The sequence below is a fragment of the Tsuneonella sp. HG249 genome, from assembly GCF_053819205.1.
This window is the reverse complement of sequence record NZ_JBSOQY010000001.1, coordinates 629,876-649,357: the sequence shown is the minus strand read 5'-3', so window position 1 is coordinate 649,357 and position 19,482 is coordinate 629,876. Positions and strand designations below refer to the sequence as shown.

The 19,482-nt window shown below is 64.4% G+C and carries 13 protein-coding genes; 1 reads left to right on the top strand and 12 read right to left on the bottom strand.

What is annotated here, in order from left to right:
- Positions 1 to 91 precede the first annotated feature (91 nt).
- Positions 92 to 985: a tetratricopeptide repeat protein gene (locus ACWPM1_RS03255; RefSeq protein ID WP_455693405.1), complete on the top strand. Its 894-nt coding sequence runs from the start codon at positions 92 to 94 to the stop codon at positions 983 to 985.
- Between the two features lie 225 nt (positions 986 to 1,210).
- Here ACWPM1_RS03255 and ftsH read toward each other — a convergent pair whose 3' ends face one another.
- From ftsH to ACWPM1_RS03195, 12 genes are all read right to left on the bottom strand, one after another.
- Entirely contained in the window at positions 1,211 to 3,160 is a 1,950-nt protein-coding gene (ftsH, locus tag ACWPM1_RS03250) for an ATP-dependent zinc metalloprotease FtsH (RefSeq protein ID WP_455693404.1), read from the bottom strand.
- 67 nt (positions 3,161 to 3,227) lie between these two features.
- Positions 3,228 to 4,199, bottom strand: coding sequence for a HupE/UreJ family protein (locus ACWPM1_RS03245; RefSeq protein ID WP_455693403.1), 972 nt, complete (start codon positions 4,197 to 4,199; stop codon positions 3,228 to 3,230).
- Positions 4,196 to 5,005 carry a peptidylprolyl isomerase gene (locus tag ACWPM1_RS03240; RefSeq protein ID WP_455693402.1) on the bottom strand — a complete coding sequence of 270 codons (810 nt, stop codon included), beginning with the start codon at positions 5,003 to 5,005 and terminating at the stop codon, positions 4,196 to 4,198. The genes ACWPM1_RS03245 and ACWPM1_RS03240 overlap by 4 nt, the downstream gene beginning before the upstream one ends.
- Before the next feature lie 7 nt (positions 5,006 to 5,012).
- Complete coding sequence (locus ACWPM1_RS03235; protein ID WP_455693401.1) at positions 5,013 to 6,944, bottom strand: DUF3604 domain-containing protein; 1,932 nt, start codon at positions 6,942 to 6,944, stop codon at positions 5,013 to 5,015.
- An 81-nt stretch (positions 6,945 to 7,025) separates the two neighbouring features.
- On the bottom strand, positions 7,026 to 7,832 hold the full coding sequence (locus tag ACWPM1_RS03230; RefSeq protein ID WP_455693400.1) for a class I mannose-6-phosphate isomerase: 807 nt from the start codon (positions 7,830 to 7,832) through the stop codon (positions 7,026 to 7,028).
- Positions 7,829 to 8,866 carry a mannose-1-phosphate guanylyltransferase gene (locus ACWPM1_RS03225; RefSeq protein WP_455693399.1) on the bottom strand — a complete coding sequence of 346 codons (1,038 nt, stop codon included), beginning with the start codon at positions 8,864 to 8,866 and terminating at the stop codon, positions 7,829 to 7,831. The genes ACWPM1_RS03230 and ACWPM1_RS03225 overlap by 4 nt, the downstream gene beginning before the upstream one ends.
- A gap of 16 nt (positions 8,867 to 8,882) precedes the next feature.
- Positions 8,883 to 10,061 (bottom strand): glycoside hydrolase family 130 protein, encoded by a 1,179-nt coding sequence (locus ACWPM1_RS03220; protein ID WP_455693398.1) that lies wholly within the window; start codon positions 10,059 to 10,061, stop codon positions 8,883 to 8,885.
- An 88-nt stretch (positions 10,062 to 10,149) separates the two neighbouring features.
- Entirely contained in the window at positions 10,150 to 12,483 is a 2,334-nt protein-coding gene (locus tag ACWPM1_RS03215) for a glycosyltransferase (protein ID WP_455693397.1), read from the bottom strand.
- Between the two features lie 176 nt (positions 12,484 to 12,659).
- The gene (locus tag ACWPM1_RS03210; RefSeq protein ID WP_455693396.1) at positions 12,660 to 13,379 is read right to left on the bottom strand and encodes an energy transducer TonB; all 720 of its coding nucleotides are present in this window, start codon (positions 13,377 to 13,379) and stop codon (positions 12,660 to 12,662) included.
- A gap of 100 nt (positions 13,380 to 13,479) precedes the next feature.
- Complete coding sequence (locus tag ACWPM1_RS03205) at positions 13,480 to 16,989, bottom strand: TonB-dependent receptor domain-containing protein (protein ID WP_455693395.1); 3,510 nt, start codon at positions 16,987 to 16,989, stop codon at positions 13,480 to 13,482.
- A 238-nt stretch (positions 16,990 to 17,227) separates the two neighbouring features.
- Positions 17,228 to 18,157, bottom strand: a complete 930-nt coding sequence (locus ACWPM1_RS03200) for an isopenicillin N synthase family dioxygenase (protein WP_455693394.1) — start codon at positions 18,155 to 18,157, stop codon at positions 17,228 to 17,230.
- Positions 18,158 to 18,167: 10 nt separating this feature from the next.
- The gene (locus ACWPM1_RS03195; protein WP_455693393.1) at positions 18,168 to 19,481 is read right to left on the bottom strand and encodes a NupC/NupG family nucleoside CNT transporter; all 1,314 of its coding nucleotides are present in this window, start codon (positions 19,479 to 19,481) and stop codon (positions 18,168 to 18,170) included.
- Between the last annotated feature and the right edge of the window lies 1 nt (position 19,482).

The window sequence follows — 19,482 nt, the reverse complement described above, 5'->3', positions numbered from 1 at the left end:
ATCATAGCTGTAGCCCCGAGGATATCCAGCCGAGTTTGCGGGAATATCACGCGGTTGCTAGGCACTTGCCGGGCGAAACGAAGGGGCGAGCATGGGACGGATTGGCAAAGGCGGAGCAATAGCGGCAGGCGCGCTGGTGCTGGCGGCGGGCGCCATCGGCTATCGCCTCTATGACGAGCGCGAAACGGCGCCCGCCGCCGGGGCACTCGCGGACCCGCTGGCCGCGCTGGAAAGCGATGCGAGGTCGAATCCGGAGGACTCGGGCGCCTGGCAACGCCTCGGCCTTGCCTACTTCGATGCCGGGCGGTTCGCCGAAGCAGCCGACGCTTACGAGAAGGCGGCTGCCGCCGCGCCGGAAAATGCCGCCTTGTGGTCGAGCCTTGGCGAGGCGCTGGTCATGGCGAGCGAGCGAGACCCTATGCCCCCCGGCGCTCGCACGGCCTTCGCCAAGGCAATCGAGCTCGATCCCAGAGACCCTCGCGCGCGGTACTTCCAGGCGGTCGAGAAGGACCTTGCCGGCGACCACCCCGGCGCGATCGACGCCTGGCTGGCGCTGCTCGGCGACACCCCGCCCGGCGCGCCGTGGGAGGCGGACCTGATCCGCACCATCGAGCAGGTCGGCAAGATCAACAAGATCGATGTCTCCGGCCGCTTGGCGGCGGCGAGAGAAGGCCGCCCGGCCTCGACCACGTCGCACCCGGCGTTCGACGCCATTCCGGGCCCCTCGCAGGAACAGCTCGCCGCGGCGGGCTCGATCCCGCCAGGCGAGCAGCGGGCAATGGCGGAAGGCATGGTGGCCAAGCTTGAAGGTAGGCTGGCCACCGACCCGAGCAATGTCGACGGCTGGATCATGCTGATGCGCAGCCGCAAGACGCTGGGGCAGGATGCGGCGGCGGCCAAAGCGCTGGCAGACGCGGTGGCCGCCAATCCAGCTCGCCTGGCGCAGTTGGCGCAGGCGGCGAGTCAGCTTGGGATCGCACGCTGACAAGGGCGGCGCATCGCCGTATTGCGAACATCGCCAAGAGAAGCACTGGCCCGGGTCAAGCCCGGGCCTACGACCTTGAGTGATTGGGTCAGCCTTGGCGGTTTTCCGACAAACCGCCTATGTGAATCGTCGCCCCGGACTTGATCCGGGGCCGGTGCTGCCTTCTCGCCGACGCCGCCGAGATCACTGGCCGGATCCACCCCGCGCCAAGCGAACAGGAAACCCCTACGACGCGGCCGGCGCCTCTCCGCCGAAGCGCTTTCCGGCCTTGGGAATGGCCGAGCCGCGTACTGGCTTTGCCGCCGGCATGCTCGGCGTATCCGGCCGGTCGATCTTGCCATTGTCGAGCAGCGCCTTGATTTCGTCACCGGTGAGGGTCTCGTACTCGAGCAGCGCCTGCGCCAGCAGGTGAAGCTTGGCCTCCTCGCCGGAAAGGATCTCGGTGGCGCGATGGTGGGCGCCTTCCACGAGGCCCTTGATCTCAGCATCGATCAGCTTGTTGGTTTCGTCCGAGCCCATCGTGCGCTGGCTGCCGCCGTATCCGAGGTAGCCTTCCTGGGTGGCCTCGTACTGCAGCGGGCCGAGCTTGTCGCTCATGCCCCATTTGGTGACCATGTTGCGCGCAAGGCTGGTAGCGTACTGGATATCCGAGCTGGCGCCCGACGAAACCTTGTCGTGCCCGAAGATGATTTCCTCGGCGACGCGGCCGCCCATGCTGACCGCGAGGTCGGCGTGCATCTTGTCGCGGTGGTATGAGTAATTGTCGCGCTCCGGCAGGCGCATGACCATGCCGAGCGCGCGACCGCGCGGGATGATCGTCGCCTTGTGTATCGGGTCGGATGCCGGCTCGTGCATCGAGACGAGCGCGTGGCCGGCCTCGTGATAGGCGGTCATCTTCTTCTCGTCGTCGGTCATCACCATGGAGCGGCGCTCGGCGCCCATCATGACCTTGTCCTTGGCGTCCTCGAATTCCTGCATCGCGACGAGCCGCTTGTTGCGGCGGGCGGCGAGCAAGGCGGCCTCGTTGACGAGGTTGGCGAGGTCGGCCCCGGAGAAACCGGGCGTGCCGCGCGCGATCGTGCGCGGGTTGACGTCGGGCGCCAGGGGCACCTTCTTCATGTGCACAGAAAGGATCTTCTCGCGGCCCTCGATGTCGGGGATCGGCACCACGACCTGGCGATCGAAGCGGCCCGGGCGAAGCAGCGCGGGGTCGAGGACGTCGGGCCGGTTGGTCGCGGCGATGATGATGATGCCTTCGTTGGCCTCGAACCCGTCCATCTCGACCAGAAGCTGGTTCAGCGTCTGCTCGCGCTCGTCGTTCGAATTGCCCAGGCCATGTCCGCGGTGGCGGCCCACGGCGTCGATTTCATCGATGAAGACGATGCACGGCGCGTTCTTCTTGGCCTGCTCGAACATGTCGCGCACGCGGCTGGCGCCGACGCCGACGAACATCTCGACGAAGTCGGAGCCCGAGATGGTGAAGAAGGGTACGCCCGCCTCGCCGGCGATCGCGCGGGCAAGGAGAGTCTTGCCGGTGCCGGGCGAGCCGACCAGCAGCGCGCCCTTGGGGATCTGTCCGCCGAGCTTCGAGAAACGGTTGGGGTCGCGCAGGAATTCGACGATTTCCTCGAGTTCCTCACGCGCCTCGTCGATCCCGGCGACATCCGCGAAGGTCACCCGGCCCTGCTTTTCGGTGAGCAGCTTGGCCTTCGATTTGCCGAAGCCCATCGCCCCGCCCGCGCCGCCGCCCTTCTGGACCTGGCGCAGCGCGAAGAAGGCGATGCCGAGAATGAGGATGAACGGAAGCGACTGGATGAGCAGGTAGAGGAAGACATTGGGAGTCTCGGCTTCCTTGCCGCTGTACTGCACGCCGGCATCGTCGAGCATCTTGGGCAGACTGGTATCGCCCGCCACCGGGGTGGTCGCGAAGGTTTCCCCGTTCTTCATCGTGCCGGTGATCGCATTCGGCGCGATCTGGACGTCCTTGACGCTCCCCGCGGCGACCCGGTCGCGGAAGTCGGAATAGCGGATCGACGAACCGGGGGTCTGCCCCGCCTGGCCGAACATCGAGACGACCAGCAGAAGGGCGAGGAAAATTCCGCCCCACACCATCATGCTCTTGATCCAGGGGTTGCCCCCCGGTCCGGGCTCGCGCGGGTCCTTCTCGTCGTTCATCGAATGGGCCGTCCTTTCGCCCCTGAATGTAGGCGCGAGAGGGTGAATGGCAAGACAACGACCTCGGCTAAGCGACCAGCCGCTCGATCAGCCAGTACGAAGCGGTTATCCCGACCCCGTAACCGGCGATACGCACCCCGGGAGCAAGCGCGGGCAGGGCGATCCGGCGCACCGCCCCGAGCAGGGCGAGCACGCCCGCGACGACCGCCAGTTGGCCGGCTTCTACGCCAAGGTTGAAGGCGAGAAGCGCGGCCGGCACCTCGCCCTCCGGCAGGCCGATCTCGCGCAGCGCCCCGGCGAAGCCGAACCCGTGGAACAAGCCGAAGGCGAAGGCGATCGCCCAGGGGTAGCGCACGGTAAGGCTCGGACCGTCGCGGGGCCGCACCAGTTCCAGCGCCAGGAACAAGATCGACAGCGCAATAACGGCCTCGACCGGGCGGCCGGGCAGGCCGATCAGCCCCAGCGTGGTGCCGACGAGGGTCAGCGAATGCGCGATCGTGAACGCGGTCACGGCTTGGGCCACCGCCCACCCGCGGCGAACCAGCAGGACCAGCGCGATCACGAACAGCAGGTGATCCCACCCGGCCAGGATGTGCTCGATCCCCAGTAGACCGTACGTGCGCCAGACCTGCACGGGCGGCGCCTGGCCCGCGACGAACACCGATGGCGCATCCACCGTGAGCCGGTAGCTCTGGACCGGCCCGCCGAGGGGGGCGACCCGCAACAGCGCGTCCCCGCCGCCGAGGATCACGCTGTATCCTGCGCGCTTGCCGGATAGCTCCCCGCGGCACTCGAGCGCCGCACTGCCGATCAGCGCTAGCGCTGCCAGGCGCTGGTGAGGCCCATCGACCAGACGGCAGTTCGCCGGCAGCAAGGGCACCACCAGCTTCGGCTCGCCGCGCGTCACCAGCGGCTGTTTCCAGCCGAGCGACCAGCGGCTTTCGCCGGTCTGGCGGAGCTCGACGAAGCCCGGCCGCAGCTCGTCCGCCTGAGCGGCTGGCCCGAGCAGCATCAGCAGCGCGGCGAGCAGCCACCTCACTCGTCGATCTTCACCGTGTAGGCGCTGCGCAGCGTGCGGTAAGCGGCGTCCTGCCGCCCCCGCCCGGTCTCGGCGCGCCAGTCGTCCTCCACTCGCTGGCGGATCGCGGCGAGTGGCGGGAGCGTGCCGGGCTGGCGGGCGGTCAAGCGGACCAGATGCCAGCCGAGGGCGCTTTCGATGGGGCCCTGCCACTCGCGGCCGGCCGTGAGCCGCGCCGCCGCGCGGGCGAACTCGTCGCCCATTTCCGAAGCAACGGCGGACGTGCGGGCTTCCTCGAAGTGCGGAGGGAGGGAGACCGGATCGCCGACCTTGGTCCAGTCAGCCCCGCCGCCCAGCAGAGTCTTGGCGACCACGGCCCGCCCACGCGAAGTGAAGTAGAGTTGGTCGAATGAAAGTTTCATATCTTGGGCAAAGCGCTCCGGATGGCTGTTTCGCCACTTTTCAAGCGCTTCATTGCTGGGTGTTTCGGCGTCCGCGGCGCTGGCGGCGATGACGTCCATCTTCTGCGCCAGCCGCTTGCGAACCACGGCGTCGCCTTCGTCGAGCCCCAGCCGCAACGCCTCACGATAAAGAATTTCCTCGCGAATCCAACGGCTTGTTACGGCCTTGAGTTCCGCGTCGGTCGGCGGCCTCCCCATCACCTCGGCGAAGTTGACCGAGAGGCGGGCCTGGTCCTCACGCGTAAGGTGGATCTCCCGGCTCGCCGGGTCGGAAGGCTCGCTCCGCCAACCGAGCACCACGAAAATCGCGACGCCTGCGAGCAGGAAATGAACAAGCGGCTCGCGCGCCCAGCGTTTCCAAGTCATGCCAACATCAAGTGCGGGGCGGCGTCCTTCCGGTCAACCATATCGGTGAAGAATAGGCGCGCTCTTGCGCCACCGCTTCCTTCATCGCCTCGGGCGATAGCTTGATCTTGTAGCGCAGCGCGTCGAACAGCACCCATCGGGGGGTGGGGATTTCTATTACCCGTACGTAGTAGAACGCGTTCTCGCCCACGCGGTAGTCGGGGTCGCGCCACAGCTTGCGAAGCTGCTTCGCCCCGATCGAATTGCGGTATTTCGCCTTCGCTCGATCGACCGTATCGCCCACCGCGGGCACCTGGCCGCCGACCATTCGTCGTTTTTCCGGATCGGACCAGGCGACGTCGTAAACCTTCTCCTGGGTCCGGCCCGCGCCGTCTATCCAGCCCTTCACTACCTGCACTCGGTCGAGGTTCGCGCCGCGCGGGTCCTTCAACGCCTCGATCATGAACACCGGCGCCTTTCCGGCCTCGCGCAACTCGCCGCCCATGGGCACGCCGCGCTTGTAGCCGGCGGCCACCCAGCCCTGACCGACGAAATCGGCTTCGGTGAAATCGAAGCCGCCGAACATTCGAACGGTCATGCGTGGGCCGGTGGTAGCATAGACCTCGCGCCGCACGAAGGCGTCGAATATCTCGGCGCGGGTGTTGGCCCTCGCCCACACACCCGCATATCCGCCCGCCAGATAGTGCCAGCCGAACCGGCCCTGGTCGGTCCCGAGGTTCTGCGGGCTGTTGGCGCGGCTTGGGCCGGGCTCGTTCCCGGTGTGCTTTCCAAAGAAGTTGTCTTCGTCGCCAGTCGCGAGCGCCGTATGCGAGTCGGTCGAGCCGATCAGGCCAAAACGATAGGGATTCGCCCCGGTCTGCGATTCGATCGTCAGCCCGCGCTTCAGCGCCTCGCGCACGTAGTTGCCGCCGAACATGTCCGGCGTGCTGCGGCGGGTGAGCGGGAGGTTGCCCAGATCCCACCCCGCCACGCCGAAGCTGGCGAACTCGTCGTTGGGGCTGAGCAGCTTGTGCGCCTCGCTATCGCCCTTGATCTGGGTCGCCTCGACTACCGGCTCGCGTGCCGCGCGGCGGCGCGCGTAGGCTGCGGTCATAGGCCCCCCGCCGGGCATGGTGAGCTCGAACATCAACCCGTTGGAGACGTTTGAATTGTGCGGGATGGCCAGCGATCGCCCGCCCGTCTTCTTCTCGTAGCCGTCCATGTAGTCCCACAACTCGTCGACATGGCCGCCAAGCCCCGGGAAGGGCCGCACTTGCTTGGTCCGTGCGCTACCGTCTCGGAAGACGACCACACGGTGAAGGTTGTTGCCGTCCGGCATCAGGGTGTATTCGAAGCCGGCCAGGGCCGTGAATTTCCCAGGTTCGTTGAAGCGGTCGATCGTGTCGAGATGCCGGGTCCAGATCTCCTCGGTGGCTTTTGCCTGGTTTTCGGGATCGCGCAAGGCTTCCGGCAGGGTGCCATTCGCAGCCGCCGTGATGAGCTCGGACACCGCTCGCTGCGAGCCTTGCGGGCCTTCGTGCATCATGTCGTGCCAGCGGAGTAGCGTTTCGTCGCGGATCATCAGCCGCGGCGCGTCGTAGAGCCGCTTGGTGGCGCCCAATCCGTCGGAATGATCGGCAATGACGAGGAAATCGAGCGGGCTGTCGAGCTGAGCAGGGGTTCCGGTGGTCGCCGTAACCTTTTCGCCGCGGGCAAAGCGAAGCGCCTGCTCAGGTCCGAGCCTGACGCCGAAGCCGAACGCATCGATGGAATTGTCGGTGTGCAGATGGGTATCGCCCCAGAACACCTGCTCGGGGTATGCCGCGACCCGCACTGTGCCGCTGCCGTCGCCGCGCGACGCCTCGCTGGCTGAACCGCCCGCGCCGGTCACCGTCATGTCGCAAGACGCCAGCATCAGGGCCAGCGCGCAGACCGCAAACTTCGCTCGTCCATCTCTCATCGCCCACCCCCCCCCGGCAAGGCAACCCGGTTGCAAGGTGCCACGCATCGCGGCCGCGTCAAGCCAAGAGGATGTGTTGGACTAGAAAGGCTGAGCGATGAGCGAGCGTGCGCCCGCCTCAATACGAAGGTCGGCGATCGATTCAGCCAAACCGCAGCTTCCGGACTCGATCATTGCGTCGCCAATATTCACGGGCGCGCCTGTGGGAATGACGAGCAGCGGCCCGCCCGCGTACCGGGCAACCGAGGCCGGGTCGGGAGGCCCCTCGAGCCTATCGAGCCGGAAGTGCGGGCCATCGACGAGTGCCACCGCGCCACGTTCGGGCAGGTGGCGGCGAAGGTTCGCGGGATGTCGACCGCCCAGCGCAACCGCGATGCCCTCGTCGAGGTGAAGTTCGCGCGGGCGGCCATAATCATAAAGTCGATAGGTGATGTCTGAGTTCTGCTGGACCTCGATCAGAGACAGGCCCGCTCCGATTGCGTGCACCGTCCCCGCCGTCAGATAGATGAAATCGCCCGCACTCACCTCGTGCCATTCGAGCAGGTTCTCGATCGAGCCATCCAAAGCCGCCGATCGCATCTCTGCGGCCGAGATTTCTTCCTTGAATCCCACCGCCAAGCGCGCGCCCGGCTCGGCGGACAGCACCAGCCAGCATTCTTCCTTGCCCCTGCTGCCGGCCGGGGCCTGGTCGTCCGAGGGATGGACCTGCACCGAGAGATTCTCGCTGGTAAAAAGGTATTTCACCAGCAACTCGGGCAGCTCCGGCGGCGGGTCGAACCAGATCTCGCCAATGCGCTGCCCTTGGGGGGCGACGAACGGCGGCGGCAGATTTTCCCGGCCCCAAGGCTTTTCGACGACCTTTGTTTCGAGGGATCGACCCGCGTTCACTGGTTGGCCGCTCCCGACAGTTTCCCGACCCTCTGCGCACCGGCGGCGCTCGTGACCAGCACCTCGCCGCCATCGACGACCACGATGACATCATGCAAACCGATAACCGACACCCGCGGCCCGTCGGTCTCGACCAGAACATTGGTGCATTCGACCAACTCGGCAGGGCCGAGCACGCGATTGCCCGCCTCGTCCCCAGTGCGTGCATCGCGCAGAGCATCCCAGCCACCGATGTCGGACCAGCCCATGTCGGCGGGTACAACGGCAGCGCGCCGCGTATTTTCCATCACCGCGTAGTCTACGGACTCGCCTTCGATCATCGCAAACGGTTCGGGAGCGGGATGGAATTCTCGCCCTTCGTACCGACCGCGGGCAATGGCACGGCGAACGGCATCCGCCATAGCCGGCCGGTGTGCCGCGAGTTCCTCCATGAAAGCACCTGCGCGGAAAGCGAAGATTCCGCCATTCCAGGCGTAGCCTCCCTCGGCGAGGAAACGCTCGGCCGTCGACAGGTCGGGCTTCTCGACGAACCGAGCGACACGGTTTCCGCCTTCGATCGGCTCACCGGTCCGAATGTACCCATAGCCGGTCTCTGGCCGCGCCGGGGCGATCCCGAACGCGACCATCCAGTCGTTCGCCGCGAGGCGGGCAGCACGTTTGGCAGCAGAGGCAAACGCTTCGCAATCGGCAATGTGATGGTCGCTCGGGCAGACCAGCATGATTGCATCGGCTGGTAAAAGCGCGGCAGCAAGGCCGATGGCTGGCGCGGTGTTCTTTGCTGCAGGCTCGACGACAATCGTGGCCGTCTCTCCCGCTTGGTCGGCGATGTGCGGAACATGCGCGGCGCCGGCGACAATCATCGGCTCGGCAAACAGTCCTTCGCCGATGCAGCGGTCGAGCGTGGCCTCGAGCAGCGTTCGCTCACCGACCAGGGGCAGATAGGGTTTTGGCTTGGCCTTGCGGCTGCGGGGCCAGAGGCGCGTGCCGCTGCCGCCTGAGAGAATGACGGGATGGATCAAGGGAGTGCGGTTCATGGAGCTTCCAATGCGCCTATCCCACCATGAGTTGCAGCAGATCGTCGATCGTCACGGTTGCGAAGCCCACGGAACTGTCCGAAATGCCGTAGGGCACCAGCAGTCGCTCTCCGACCTTTAGCGCCCCACAAGTATATACCACGTTGGGCACGTAACCCGAGCGGTCGGCATTCTCGGCGGTCAAGACCGGCTCTTTCGTCCGCCCGATCACCTTGGATGGATCGTCGAGGTCGAGCAACGCACAGCCGAGCGCATACTTGCGCATCGCGCCCACGCCGTGCGTGAAAAGCAGCCAGCCGTGTTCGGTGCGGATGGGGCTGCCGCAGTTGCCGATCTGAATGAACTCCCAAGGATACTTCGGGCCCATCAGGAAGGTCCCCTCCCCATCCCAGCGATCAAGGCGGCGCGAGCGCAGGAGATACAGATTCTTCCCATCCTGCCGTCCGACCATCGCGTAGTACCCGTCGACCTTCGATGGGAACAACGCCATGCCCTTATTGCGTCCTGCCCGGCCTTCGATCGGCTCGAGTAGAAAGCGGCGGAAGTCGGCCGTGCGCAGCAATTCCGACCGAATCGTGGTTCCGGAGTACGCCGTGTACGTGCCTATGAACTCGTAATCCCCACTGCCGTGGTCGAACCGGACCAGCCGCAAGTCTTCGAGCCCCCCCCGTTGCTGCTCCGTGATGGGAAAGATCACCGTGTTCGAGAGGCTGCTCTCGGCGTGGCGATGTACGAGGACCGAACTGTCTGCATCCGACAAGCTCGCGTCGTCGAGTTCGACCGAGGTCGCGAAAGCACTCTGGGGCCACAAGTCGAAACGTCCGTCAGGAAACGCGATGCCCTCGCGAAAGGCGATCGAGCTGATGTGTCCCTCTCCCACCGCTCGCAGGCTCATCACGAAGCGCACGGCGCCGCCCGCACAACCGCTTTGGTCGGGGTGAGGCACGATCGACGGATTCATCAAGGCTGCCGCCGAGTATGTGTACTCGTGGCAAAAGTAGGCGCCCACCAGCTTGCGGCGCATGGGCGAGAAACTGCGTCCATCGACACCGAGCGAGCTTTCGACCTCGCCCCAACGCTCCTCGAACATGGCCTCGGTCTGCCAATGACGCTCGCGGAAATCCGTCAGCACCTTGTGATACTCGGACTTAACTCGATTCTCGCTCAGCGCGCCGACATCCTCGACCAGCTTCATGGCCCGATTACCCGCGGCATTCTTTGCCTGCCATCCCAGATGGAACGGCCGGAGGACTACGCGCGAAGGGTCAGCGTGAAGCCGAGTGTCAAGTATATGCAAGGGGCCGGCGGCCGGCCTCTGTTCGGTCTTCAACCCGCTTCCCCGAATCGCCGGCAATCTCCGGCGCGAGCGCTAGCATGGAATAATGCCCGAGTTGAAACGCGAGGATCGATTCAGCCCCGCAATTCAGATTCGCCCCGCGCGGCGTGACGCCGTCACGGCAGCGCCCGCTCTCCAGATCGGCCAGAACTACGCCGCGATCGTTGGCTCCGAAGAACCAGTTCCACGCTGCCTGGCCGTGCACCCGCCAGCGCGCATCGTGCGTCACTCGCCAAGCGGATAGCGCCGCTTCGATAGCAGCCTGTGCCTCCAGCGGTTGCTGGTCGAAGGGCAACTGCGCGTGCGGGCGGCCGAAGGTTTCCGACCCGATCGGCCGGAAATGCCCTTCAGTCGCGGTCTGACGGTCGGCAATCCACGCGAGTGTTTCGAGGCCGGTGTCGATCCACTGCTGCCGGCCGAGCGCCTCTCCAGCCTCGATCAGGGCTTGGGGCAGCCGGGGGTTGTCGTAGCCGAGGACCGCCTCGAACCAGGCCCAATCGGGCCGGCGGGCGCCGCCCAAGAGGCGCTCGAGAAGGTCCGCTCCGCGCTCGAGCGCCCTTGTTGAGCCCGGGTGTCCGGCGCGCTTGCGCAAAGTTGCCGCCGCGCCAAGCATGATGAAAGCGACCGCGCGAGGGCTATCGATCGAGGAAAGCGCCGGCAGAACGCGGTCGTACAGATGCACGGCCCAGTCGCGAATGTTCGCATCGGGATTATCGGCTGCGGTACGGCCGAGCGCCCAGACCGCGCGTCCGTTTGAATCGTCCGAACCGCGGTCTTCGCACCAGCTCCGGTCGAAGCGCATGAAGTTACGGAAAGCCCCTGCATCAGGGTTCCACGCGTCCTCCATAAAGGCGGCGTGTATCATCGAACGTGCATGCCGCTCGGCGGGATCGAGGCCGTGCGCGACGTTAACCAGCATCAACGCCCTGGCGTTGTCATCAATGCAGTAGCCGTGGCGGCGATCGGGCACGACGCCCACGGCGTGCTGCAGCATCCCGGTCGAGTCGCTCATCGCGGCGACCGCTGCAAACGACGGATGCACGCGATCCGCCTTGCGCGCCGGGGCCGCCACCGCATGCTCGATGAGCGCCGCCGACGCCGCGGCGAAGCGCGGCCAGATCGTCTCGCGGCCTCTGGCGTATGCACGCGCCTTGAGCGCCGCCAGTTCCACCGGATCATCGAGCAGGTGACAGACCGCGTTGGCGATCGCAGCCGAGGAACGCGGTTCGATGATGATGCCTACTCGGTCAGCCAGAAGCTCACAGGCATGAACATACGGAGTGGAAATGACCGCCTTGCCCAGAGCGACGGCGTAGCTCAGCGTGCCGCTGGTGGACTGCTGGAGGTTTGGATAGGGCGTGAGATAGATGTCGCAGGCTTCGAGCTGGTCGAGAAGCTCGTCCGTTTCGAGGAAACGGTCGTCCCACTCCAACATGTCACCGACGCCCAGCCGCTCGGCGAGGGCCTTAAGACTGTCGCGATAGGCCTCGCCTTCGCGTGCCACGAGATTGGGATGGGTGGCACCGACGATCCGGTAAAGAACGTTGGGGTGCCGATCCCTTATCGCCGCGAGTGCCTCGATCGCGGTTTCCAGACCCTTGCTGGGCGCGATCAGCCCGAAGGTCGTGAGAACTATCCGGTCGTCGATTCCCCGGCGTGCCTTGAACGTGGCTTCGCGGCCGAAGGGTCGGTCGGGCGCACCGTGCTCGATCACCTCGACGACACCACCCGGCGCACGGAACTCCGAGATCAGCAAATCCCGTGAGCGCTGCGACATGACCATGATGCGGGTTGCGCGCTGGATCAGGTGCTCCAGGATCCGGCGCTGATTGGCCGAAGGCTCCGTCAGAACCGTGTGACAGGTCAGAACGAGCGGGGCAGCGAGGCGATCGGCGAAATCGCACACCATTTCTCCGTCGGGTCCGCCGAAGATACCGTATTCGTGCTGCAGCCAAACAGCCTCCGCCCCGCTAGCATTGATGGCTTCGGCCACGCGCGCGTAGTCGGCAGGATCCGCACGATCGATCGTGCCGGCAACGCCATTGTACGCGAGCGGGGCGCCGCGATCCTCAAGCGCCCACACATCGACGGATATCTCGGGCCGGAATCGGCCGAGTTGCTCGAATACGTCCGCCGTGAAGGTCGCAATTCCACATCTGCGAGGGACATAGTTGCCGACCAAAGCGATGCGCCTCGCAGGGCGGTGCGAGCGAAACGCAACGAGGTGCGAGCCATCCGGCTCGGCTTTGTCAGCGATGAAGGCGAACGCGCGGTCGTCCATGCAAATTGAAGTCCCCTGAGATCAGTGGAAAGCTTCAAACCCGAACGCATTCAGTAGCACGAAAGTTCCGCCGCGACGCACAATAAACCGCAGATGAATAGGCTGAGCTTCGCCCTCTTAAGGACGATTCAACTTACCCTTAACGTATGATATTTATCTATGCTGCGAATGCGAAATCAAAACCATCGCTGGCGCCAGTAGAAGGGCGCAGACACTGGATTTCCGGCAGAATCGGTTGCCGGGCGGAAGCGCAGCCGCTCGACGACCAGCCGGCAGGTAATGCGATCGGCTTCGGGATCCCGACTGGGCCTGAATACGCTGCAGTTCGAGGCCCTCCCCTCGGGGCTCACGGTTACCTTAACGATCACTTCCGAGCCGATGCGCGCATCACGCCCATCCGCAGGGACCGGGTAATCGCGCGCATTGTTGATCGCGCCGGATATATGCACCGGGTTGGTAGCGATGCCGCCGCCTGCCCCTCCGCCGCCAGCGCCGCTGCCTGTGCCGTTGCCGGCGCCGCCTGCGCCAGTGCCGGATCCGGCTTCGCGGGCGCCTGAGGTGTCTGCGGAACCGGTGGAACTTACCTTGGGCGCTGGCGGATTGGGCTTGCTCACCAGTTTGGTCTCGGGCGCGACGAAAGCCTTTGGAATGGCCTTCTTGCCTTCTTCGCCCTCGGCTCCGGAGTCGGGCTCAGACTCGGGTGGCGGCGTATACTGCTTGGTCTCGACCGTCACCGTGATGCTGGAGAGCACAGATTGTTGGATCGAGGCGGTCATCTGCGGCGCAAAGACCTTGGCTAACGAGTAGATCGCAAGCGCGTGCAGCAGCACGATCAGCGCGAGCGTGCCTGGTTTGGGACGCCGCGATGTCGAGGCGAAGTTGTCGTTGGCCGCCATGGCCCCTCAACGGTGCGCGCTGTGCCGCCGTTCCGCAAGCAGGCAAAGCAACGACGGCACTCCGGGTTGGAGCGCCGCCGCCGCTGTTCGATCAGGAGGATCAAAAATCGTAGCTGAGACCGACCTTTAGGCGCCACACCGACGAACTAACGTTGACTTGATTGTCGTTATTGAACGTCGTGAACCCCTGGCCTGCCGGAGAGGCCACAAAGATGTAGCGCCCTTGTGAGTCGAAACCGCTCACGGACGCAACGTCCTGGAAGCCTTCGAAGTTGCGACGGCGCTGAATATTCCAACCCGAGTCGAGGAAGTTCAGGAAGTTGTCCATGGTCGCATAAAGCTTGATCTTGTCGTCCCGCCCGAAGAACCGGCCCGGGCCGGGAATTTCCTGCGAAAGCGACAAATCCATGTCGTAGTACCAGTCATTCGAGCAGGTATTCCGCGGAATGGACGTGCCGATGTACGGCCGTGCGCAATCAAGGCCGTTGGCAAAGTCTACCAGACCCTGCACCGCTGCCATATTCGACGTCGGAGCAATGTTCGGGTCGTTCACGCCCGTGGGCAAGTAAACCAGCGAGTTGTCGGATCCCGACACGCTGTCCCCGAATAGTGCGGTGCCGTTGGGGCCCGAGAAGGTTAGGCTGTAGGGGCGCCCCGAGCGAGCGATGAATGTGATGCCCAAGCGAGTGTCGAGATCCTCGAAAAACTCCTCGCGGAAGCTAAGCTGTGTCGAGATGTTATGCTTGCTGCCGAAGAAACCACGCGACGCCGCAGGGTTCTGCCGATCGAAGGCGGCCGAACCGTCATAATTCGAACCCGCCGTCGAACGGAACATGTTCCGGCGGTCTTGAGCATCCGTATAAGCGTACCCGAGGCTGAAATAGACACTGCCGCCTTCGGTCATCAGTCCACCGTCGAAGTTTTTGGACAAGATGGCGGAAGCGATATGGCTGCGAAAGCTTCCGGCGTTCGTCAGCATGAGTTCGTCGTCTCGCTGCGTGTTGAAACACGCCCCGGTCACCCCGGTGTAGATCGGCGTTGGCGTGATATCGACCAGCTTGGCACTGCATCCGGCTACGCTCGGATCGATCGACCGGTAAATGGGACGACCATCGACAGTGAAGCCATTGAGCCCGATTGCCGGCCCGTTCGGGTTGGCGGCGCTAATGAACGTCGCGGTGGCCGGCACCGCTGCGAGATCGACCAGCGTCAGGGGATCGCGGTACTTGCTGTAGATATAGTCGAGGTTGAGGTTCCAACCGCTGAAGAGGCCGGTATCGTTGAAATTCAGTTCCGAAGAGAAGCCGATGTTCGCGCGAAGCACGCTCGGCTGCTTGATGTTCGGATCAATCGACTGGGTATCGCCTCGCCCCTGAGCCGCCGCAGCCGCGCCGGAGGTGACGATGCATTGTGGGAGGCCCGTAAATTGGCCGTTCACGACGACGTCGAAGCGACCGTTGTTGTTCGGAGTGCAGCCCGCGTCCTGGGTCGTTCCCTGGGCGAAGCCACGACCATCGTTCTGGAAGGCATTGGCATAGAAAACCAGCGGGTCGCCTCCTGAGAAGATCCCTACGCCGCCGCGCAGCTGCGCCCGACTGAACACCGCAAAGTCATCGAAATCGTACGTCAGCGCCAGCCGCGGCATCACGATCGGATCGAGATTGCTGAAGCTCGAGGTGTTGGGGAAACCGTAGCGCTGGAGGTACAGCGGATTGAGCTTGGGCCGACCGCCGTCGAACCAGTCTACCCGCACGCCGAGGACAGCGCTCAGCTGATCAGTTACCTGCCAATCGTCTTGTGCAAATACTGAGTAGATGCTCCGATTGAAATCGGCCGCAGCATCGCGCGGGTCCCCGGTGGAGGAGAAATTGCCGATGGCAGCCTCGACCGCGCCTGAAGTGAGGTTCGCCGGGCTTGAGGTGGTGTTGAAGTTGCCGGTTCCGGGCGAAAGCAGCCCTTCACGAAGGTCGTTGATGTTGCGGAAGTGCAGCGCGCCAGTGCCGTTCTGGATGAACAGGTTGAAAAGGTCCGCGCTATTTAGTTCGGCACCGATCTTGAACTGGTGCGCTCCCGCATCGAGCCTTGCGATCGCGCGGTACTGCTGGATAGTGGTCTGAAGATCGTTTGCCGACCGAGAAAAGCCTGGGCCCGCTTGGACCGCGCCGTCTGGGCCAGTCGCATTATCGACGCCGACAATGATGCGCGGGATCGGGTTCTCATCCTGGGCCTCGCCGCCGCCGATCGGGTCCTGCAGATCCTGCACTTCAGCGCGCGAATAGCGCAGCTCGGTCGAAAACGTGTCGCTCCAGTTCGAGTAGAGGCGGCCGGAATAGTAGTTCGACTCGGTTCCACTGATCAGGAAGGTATTGCGACCCACGATGGTCGGGCCGAAAGTCCCGGTAAGCGTCAGGTCGTCAGGACGGACGACGCCCTCTTCCAGCCGCTGGAAGGTCGCTTCCAAGCGGTGGTCGTCGTTGATCTGTAAATCCGCACGGACGAAGTAACGGTCGTTAGTGAACTCGCGGTTGGTCACTAACGGCCCGGTGTCGATGCCGTAGACCGAACGGATCACTTCCGAAATCTCGGCAAACTGCGCCGCGGAGACGCCGTTGGCCTCGTTCACGAACCCCGCGCCTGACGGGCCGTCGTCCTGCGACTGGCCGGCTTCCTGGTGCTCGTAAGCACCGAACAGGAACAGCCGATCCTTGATCACCGGGCCACCGAGGTAGACACCGTAACGCTTCTCCGGACCGATGGCGGGGACGTTCTTGATTACGCCGCGATCGTCGAGCTTGTCACCGCGAAGGTCGTTGTTCGCGTATTCGAAGAAGCCACCGAAGTGGTAATCATTGGTTCCTGACTTGGTGACCACGTTGATTGCGCAGCCAGTGAAGTTCGAATAGTCCACATCGAACGGGGCGAACTGAACCTGGGTTTCGCGCACGGCGTCGTAAGGGATCGGAGTCGACGAACGCGAGGAGAAGCCGGTGTCGTTAAGACCGTAAACGTCGCCCTGGCTGATGCCGTCGACGGTGAAAGCGTTGCCGCGGTCGTTGCCGCCAAGGCATGAAATGCGGTCGACGCCCGAACCGCCATCGTCACGATCGAGACTGACGCGGGGATCGATGCGGATGATGTCGCGGATGTCGCGGTTAAAGGTCGGCGCATTCTCGAGCACTTCGGCGGTGAAGCTGGTACCGGGGCCAACCGCGAGTTGGGTCACTTGCACGCGCGTACCAGTGACGACGATTTCGCCGCCGCCCGACGAGAGCGCGAAGGTGAGGCTGGTGTTGCCCTGAAGGGTGGTTTGGATGTCGTTGACCGTCTGGCCCTCGAAACCGCTGGCCGCCGCGGCGACGGCGTATGGACCGCCGGTTACCAGGCCGGTTGCCGTGAAGCGGCCGCTCGAATCCGTGGTGATCTCCCGCGAAGCGCCGGTGCGCATGTCGGTAATCGTGACCGTCGCGCCGGCGATCGGGTTGCCCGCGTCGTCGTTGACGGTGCCCTCGATGCCGGTGGTAATCTGCTGGGCGGCGACAGGTGCCGGAACGATGGCAGCGGCGGCGGAGAGGCTGACGACGCTCGCAGCCAGCAGATACTTGAGCTTCATGGAATGACGGTCCCTATGCATTCGATGATGTGATGGCGCCGGCCAGACCCTGTGACCGGATGACATTGCGGCCAAGGCGGAAGTTTTGTTGCGTTGCAATGACAAACCGGCGCCGAGTTTTCCACACATCGGGAGAACTCGGCAAGGTATTGAATACAAACGATAACTCGATGTTGCGGGGATGCAACATCGATGCAGATTCGACTCACATGGATAAAAATGCCGAGCCGGGGCCGAATCAGGCCAGATTGATCTCGCGCAGCCGCTGCTGGAGGAATTCATGGCTGGAGATCGGCTCGGGATGATCGTCCGGCCGAGCAGGATCTATGCAGCCGGGCAGCGTCTTGATGGTAAAGTCGGGCCGGAAATGCAGGAAGAACGGCATTGAGAACCGGCTGCGATACGCCGCCGCACCCTTGGGATTGACCACGCGGTGCGTGGTCGACTTGAGCCGATGATTGGTAAGCCGGTCGAGCATGTCGCCGATGTTGACCACCAGTGCCCCATCTGGAGTATCGACCGCCTTCCATTCACCGCTCGCGGTGAGAAGCTCCAGCCCTGCCTCCTCCGCACCTAGCAGCAAGGTGATGGTGTTGATGTCGCCATGTGCCGCGGCGCGGATCGCGCCTTCGGCATGAGGACCGTCGAGCGGCGGGTAGTGCAGTAGGCGCATCACCGAGTTGCCATCCTCGACCGTCGCTTTGAAATAGTCGCGATCGAGCCCGAGATGCAGGGCGATCGCTTCCAGCACGCGCTCGCCAGCCTTCTCGAAGGCGGAGTAGAGTTGGCTGAACGTCTCCCGGAATCCCGCGACCTCCGTGGGCCACACGTTAGCGGCCATGTACTTCGCGAGCGGATGCCCCGCCGGCAGCTCACGGCCGACGTGCCAGAACTCCTTGAGATCATGAACCTGCGCGTCCTTCGCCCGCTCGGTGCCGAAAGGCGTGTAACCGCGCGCACCGCCGCCGCCAGGAAGGTGATACGCCTTTTTCGCCTCTTCCGGCAGCGCGAAGAATTGCTTCGACAGCGTCTCCGCCTTGGCAATCAGTTCCGCCGGAATTCCATGGTCAGTGACAACCGCGAAACCATATTCGCGGAAGCTGCGGCCAAGCTCGTCGGCAACTTCGTTCAGCGGGCGGGCGATCGAAACGGAAGCAATCTCGGACATCGGTAAGCTCTTATGCGGGAAGGAACAGGCCGGCCAGTGCGGCGCTCATGAGGTTGGCGAGGCTGCCCGCCGCGAGAGCGCGAAGGCCGAGCCGGGCAATGACAGGACGCTGGTTCGGAGCGAGCCCTCCGGTCACCGCCATCTGGATCGCGATCGAAGAGAAATTCGCAAAGCCGCAGAGGGCGAATGTCACGATCGCGCGGCTGCGGGAGTCGAGCACCTCCGGCCCCAGTTGGCCGAGGTCGATAAATGCTACGAATTCGTTGAGCACCATCTTGGTGCCGAACAGACCGCCGGCGACGGGCGCCTGGTCCCACGGCACCCCGATCAAGAACATAACCGGTGCGAAGACAGCTCCAAGCGCCGCCTGGAAGCTCCAATTCTCGAAACCCAGCATGTTACCGATCCCGCCGAGAATTCCATTGGCGAGGGCCACCAGCGCCACAAATGCGAGGACCATGGCGCCGACCGCGACTGCGAGCTTTACTCCGGTCTGCGCCCCTTGGGCTGCCGCCTCGATCACGTTGGCGGGCTTGTGCCCTTCCTCGAACGTCTCGGCCAGTTCCACCTCGTGCGGCTTGCCGCCTTCGACGAGCGCGGCAGGGCCTTCGGCACTGATGCGTGCTTCGGGAAGTTCGATCTTTCCTTCAACGGCGGGCACTTGGTCCTCCGTGTCGGGCATGATGATCTTGGCCATCAGAATGCCACCAGGCGCCGACATGAACGCCGCGGCGAGGAGGAACGGCAGGTACTCTTCGCCGAGCAAACCCGCGTAGGCAGCCAGGATTGTGCCGGCCACCCCCGCCATGCCGACGGTCATCAGCGTGAACAGGCCGCTTGGGTTAAGCGCGGCTAGGTAGGGTCGCACCACGAGCGGGCTTTCGGACTGACCGACGAAGATGTTGGCCGCGGCGCCCAGAGCCTCCACCCGGCTCACCCCGGTGACCCAGCCGATCGCCCCGCCAACCCAGCGCACCACGCGCTGCATGATGCCGAGGTGGTAGAGGATCGAGACGAGCGCCGCGAAAAAGACAATCACGGGCAGCGCGCCCAATGCGAACGTGTTCGCGAGCGGGTTCTCCCGCCCGAACAGGAATGCCGTACCTTCGTTCGCGTAGCTCAGCAGCGCCGCGACGCCGTTAGACATACCCTGGATGGCAGCCACGCCCCACGGGGTGCGAAGGACTATGAAAGCGATTGCCGCTTGCAGCGCGAAGGAGGCGGCGACCACTCGCAAGCTGATGCGCCGCTTGGCGTTCGACAACACGAATGCGATGGCGAGGATCGCGACGATCCCCAGGACGCTGGCGACGATTGGCGGCATA

Coding starts and splice junctions, on each gene's coding strand:
- ACWPM1_RS03255 (WP_455693405.1), top strand. CDS start 92: ATGGGACGGATTGGCAAAGGCGGAGCAATAGCGGCAGGCGCGCTGGTG.
- ftsH (WP_455693404.1), bottom strand. CDS start 3,160: ATGAACGACGAGAAGGACCCGCGCGAGCCCGGACCGGGGGGCAACCCC.
- ACWPM1_RS03240 (WP_455693402.1), bottom strand. CDS start 5,005: ATGACTTGGAAACGCTGGGCGCGCGAGCCGCTTGTTCATTTCCTGCTC.
- ACWPM1_RS03235 (WP_455693401.1), bottom strand. CDS start 6,944: ATGAGAGATGGACGAGCGAAGTTTGCGGTCTGCGCGCTGGCCCTGATG.
- ACWPM1_RS03225 (WP_455693399.1), bottom strand. CDS start 8,866: ATGAACCGCACTCCCTTGATCCATCCCGTCATTCTCTCAGGCGGCAGC.
- ACWPM1_RS03220 (WP_455693398.1), bottom strand. CDS start 10,061: ATGAAGCTGGTCGAGGATGTCGGCGCGCTGAGCGAGAATCGAGTTAAG.
- ACWPM1_RS03215 (WP_455693397.1), bottom strand. CDS start 12,483: ATGGACGACCGCGCGTTCGCCTTCATCGCTGACAAAGCCGAGCCGGAT.
- ACWPM1_RS03210 (WP_455693396.1), bottom strand. CDS start 13,379: ATGGCGGCCAACGACAACTTCGCCTCGACATCGCGGCGTCCCAAACCA.
- ACWPM1_RS03205 (WP_455693395.1), bottom strand. CDS start 16,989: ATGAAGCTCAAGTATCTGCTGGCTGCGAGCGTCGTCAGCCTCTCCGCC.
- ACWPM1_RS03200 (WP_455693394.1), bottom strand. CDS start 18,157: ATGTCCGAGATTGCTTCCGTTTCGATCGCCCGCCCGCTGAACGAAGTT.
- ACWPM1_RS03195 (WP_455693393.1), bottom strand. CDS start 19,481: ATGCCGCCAATCGTCGCCAGCGTCCTGGGGATCGTCGCGATCCTCGCC.